Genomic DNA, 3705 nt, shown 5'->3' with positions numbered 1-3705 from the left:
GGGGGGCCGGGCGGGCCCCGCCCCCCCCCCCACTCCCCCCCCCCCCCCGGGGCCCCCCGCCGGGGGGGGGCCCCCCCCCCCCGGGGCCTGCGCGTCCTCGACGGCGGAGGCGAACCGCAGGATCGGGTCGATCAGGCCGGGGAAGCGGTCGCTCAGGTCGCGGGCGCGTGCCCGGACCCGCCGGTGACGGCCGTCGACGGTCATGCTGATCAGCCCGGCCTCCCGCATGATCCGGAAGTGGTTGGACAACGTCGACACCGGCACGCCCATGCCGTCGGCGAGCGCGGAGCAGGTGGACTCGGAGGTGGCCCAGGCGCGGCGCACGAGCTCCAGGCGGACCGGGTCGCCGAGCGCGTGGAGCAGCGGCGCGAGGGTCAGGGACTCGCGGGCCGGTTCGGGAAGCGGTCGCATGCCTCCATGCTACCAATACTTCGATATTTCCGAAATATCGAACTATGGTGTGCGATCAGCGTCGCTTCACGACGGCCTGACGAGAGGGAGCACTGCGGTGACCGCACCCGAAAGCACGATGACGCCCGGCGCCGCGGGCGTCCCACCGAACCGGACCGTGTTGCTCGCGGTGGCCTGTCTGGGCCAGTTCATGGTGCTGCTCGACAGCACGATCGTCGGGGCGGCGCTGCCCGACATGCAGATTCGCCTGCACACCCAGCTCAGCGGGTTGCAATGGATCGTCGACGCCTACGTGCTGCTGGTGGCCATGCTGCTGCTGTCCGGCGGCGTGTTCGCCGACCGGTTCGGCCGCAGGCGGCTGTTCCTGACCGGCGTCGTGGTGTTCACCGCCGCGTCCGTGGTGTGCTCCGTCGCGCCCTCGCTCGGCTGGCTGATCGCCGGACGGGTGCTGCAGGGCGTCGGGGCCGCGGCGTCCTGGTGGACGCCTTCGGCTGGCCGTTGATCTTCCTCGTCAACGTGCCCATCGGCGCGGTGCTGCTGGTCGCCGGGCTGCGGGTGCTGGACGAGTCGCGCAACCCGGCCGCGCCGGGGCTCGACGTCCCGGGCACGGTCCTGTCCGTCCTCGGTGTGGGGGCGCTGACCTTCGCGCTCATCGAGGGCGGCTCCCGCGGCTGGACCTCGCCGGTGATCCTGGGCGGCTTCGCCGTCGCGGTGGTGCTGCTGGCCGCGTTCGTCGTCGTCGAAGGACGCGGTCCGGCGCCGATGTTGCCGCTGCGGCTGTTCCGTCAGCGGCTGTTCACGGTCTCCAACACGGCGATGGCCGTGGTGGGGTTCGCGCTCATGGGCTCGTCCTTCTTCTTCTCCCAGTTCTTCGTCCACGTCCAGGGCAGTTCGATCCTGCGCGCCGGCGTGCAGACCCTGCCCGCGACCCTGGCCATGGTGATCGTCAGCCCGTACGCGGGCCGGCTCGCCGCCAGGTACGGCTTCCGGATCGTGGTCACCACCGGCCTGGCGCTGGCCGGGCTCGGGCTGGTGGCGCTGGGCTTCGTGCACGCCGGCACCGGCTACGGCAACGTGTGGTGGCGGCTGGCCGTCGCCGGCGTCGGGTTCGCCCTGACCATGTCCCCGCTGACCGGGGCCGCCATCCAGGCGGTCGGCCCGCAGGAGGGCGGCCTGGCCTCGGGCGTCAGCAGCACCACCCGGCAGATCGGCGCGGTGCTCGGCGTGGCGGTGCTGGGCGCGGTCGTCCGCACGCGGGAGTCCGGCGGCGCGTCGTTCGAGGCCGGGCTCGGCAGCGCCTTCGTCGTGGCCGGCGTCGTCACGCTGGTCTGCGCGGTGTTCACCGGCCTGTGGCTGACGCGGTCCAAGCCCGCCCGGGGTTAGGCGGTCTCGGGGCGGGTGGCCTTGCCGTCCAGCCAGAGGGTGTCGGACTCGTCGCGGTGGGAGCCGGAGGTGCCGACGTGCTTGGCGTCGATCTTCGGGCCCTTCTTGATCACGTGGACGAGGGCCATGGCGTGGCCGCGGCCGAGGTCGTAGTCCTGCTTGAGCCAGTCGATGATCGTCCCGGCCTTGGTGGAGGGGGCGTCGAAGCCGCGTTCCTGGGCCAGCGCGATGAACTGGCGGGGCGTCAGCCCGGTCTTCTCTTCGATGTTGTCCAGATACGCCTGGAACGACATGGCGTTCTCCCTCCGTCGTGGCACGTTGCGGCCTTAGTGTCCCATTGATGGCGGTTCGCCGTTCCAGTGCGGGGGCTGTTCTCAGTAGTGTCGAGGGGTGCAGACGGACGAGCGTGAACTGAGCTCCCCTTGGGAAGGGGTCCTGGTCACTCCGGGTTCGGCCGGCCGGACGGGCGTCCTCGTGCTGGCGGGGTCGAGCGGGCGGATCGAGCGTGACCGGGCCCGCCTCCTCGCCGGGGAGGGGATGACCGCGCTGTCGATCCGGTGGTTCGGGGGCCCGGGGCAGTCGCCCGGCATCTGCGAGATCCCGCTGGAGACGTTCGTGTCGGCCGTCGATCTGCTGGAATCCACCGGGGTCCGGCGGATCTGCGTGCTGGGCATGTCGAAGGGGGCCGAGGCCGCGCTGCTGACCGCCGTCCGGGACCGGCGGGTCGGCGGGGTGGTGGCGTTGTCGCCGACCTCGGTCGTGTGGGGGAACGTCGGGCCGGGGCCCGACGGGGAGGAGCGTCCCTACCGGTCGTCCTGGACGTGGCGGGGGAGCCCGCTGCCGTTCGTCCCGTACGACGACGACTGGGCCGAGGTCGAGCCGGAGCACGGCCCGCTGGCCCTGCGCGCCCTGTACGAGCTCAGCGAGCGTACGTTCGCCGGCCTGCTGCCGGCCGCGGCGATCCCGATCGAGGAGGCGGCGGCCGACGTGCTGCTGGTGGCGGGCGGCGATGACGCCATGTGGCCGTCCGTGCCGTTCGCCGGGCGGCTGGCCGCCCGCCGTCGTGCCGCCGGTCGTACGGTCCGGCTGGTCAGCCGGGCCGAGGCCGGTCACCGTCCGCGCCTGCCGGGGGAGGGGCCCGCTCCCGAGTCACCCGACTTCCTCTACGGCGGCGACCCGGCCGCCGACGCCCGGCTCGGCGCCGACGCCTGGCCGCACATCCTCGATCTGCTGCACGGCTGACCGCGATCTGCTGGTGTGGTACGTTTTCTGGCGCATCGACCCGAGGAGGTGAGACCGATCAACGTTGTGACAGGTCGGGGCTCCCTCGCGCGCATCGCCTAGGGAGCGCCCGCACGAGGCATCGCATCCCGAAAGGCTTTCGACGCGCATGCGTTTCACCTCTCAGACGTCGGCCGACGGCGTCACCGCACGATCCTTCACCCTCGGCGAGATCCCCGGCGTGCTGTGGACCCCGCGGCACGCCGAACCCCGCGGCCTGGTCCTGATCGGGCACGGCGGCGGGCAGCACAAGCAGGCCCCGGGCGTCGTGGGACGCGCCCACCGGCTGGCGGCCGAACGCGGCTTCGCGGCGGCGGCCATCGACGCGCCGGCCCACGGCGACAGGCCCAGGAGCGCCGAGCACGAGCGCGTCATCACCGCGATGCGGGACCGGATGGCCGGCGGGGGCGACCCGACCCCGCTGCTGGCCGAGCTCCACACGTCGCTGGCCGCCCAGACCGTCCCGGAGTGGCGCTCGGTCCTGGACGCGCTCGGCGACCAGGGGCCGGTGGGTTACTGGGGCGTGTCGCTGGGCTGCGCCCTGGGGATGCCGCTGGTGGCCGCCGAGCCGCGGATCGGCGCGGCGGTGCTGGGGCTGAGCGGCACCTCGTCGGCCTCGGCCGAGGCCGC

Annotated in this window: 4 protein-coding genes and 1 pseudogene; 3 read left to right on the top strand and 2 right to left on the bottom strand. The window is 73.4% G+C overall.

The window, feature by feature from the left end:
* Positions 1 to 411: helix-turn-helix domain-containing protein (locus ABZ815_RS50220; RefSeq protein WP_357709923.1), on the bottom strand; the 411-nt coding region annotated here is incomplete at its 3' end.
* Between ABZ815_RS50220 and ABZ815_RS50215 the strand changes: the two are divergent.
* Positions 410 to 1794: pseudogene (locus tag ABZ815_RS50215) on the top strand (MFS transporter). The gene ABZ815_RS50220 and the pseudogene ABZ815_RS50215 sit on opposite strands and share 2 nt — an antisense overlap.
* Here ABZ815_RS50215 and ABZ815_RS50210 read toward each other — a convergent pair.
* Entirely contained in the window at positions 1791 to 2087 is a 297-nt protein-coding gene (locus tag ABZ815_RS50210; RefSeq protein WP_357709921.1) for a DUF4287 domain-containing protein, read from the bottom strand. The pseudogene ABZ815_RS50215 and the gene ABZ815_RS50210 overlap by 4 nt on opposite strands.
* 97 nt (positions 2088 to 2184) lie before the next feature.
* Here ABZ815_RS50210 and ABZ815_RS50205 point away from each other — a divergent pair, with 97 nt between their 5' ends.
* Together ABZ815_RS50205 and ABZ815_RS50200 are read left to right on the top strand one after the other, a co-directional pair.
* Positions 2185 to 3036: an acyl-CoA thioester hydrolase/BAAT C-terminal domain-containing protein gene (locus tag ABZ815_RS50205; RefSeq protein ID WP_357709918.1), complete on the top strand. Its 852-nt coding sequence runs from the start codon at positions 2185 to 2187 to the stop codon at positions 3034 to 3036.
* A gap of 148 nt (positions 3037 to 3184) precedes the next feature.
* Positions 3185 to 3705: alpha/beta hydrolase (locus ABZ815_RS50200; RefSeq protein ID WP_357709916.1), on the top strand; the 521-nt coding region annotated here is incomplete at its 3' end.

The organism is Nonomuraea sp. NPDC047529, from assembly GCF_040642995.1.
GTDB lineage: Bacteria > Actinomycetota > Actinomycetes > Streptosporangiales > Streptosporangiaceae > Nonomuraea.
Note: the sequence above shows the minus strand (reverse complement) of the source record. Positions and strands in the feature narration are given on the sequence as shown.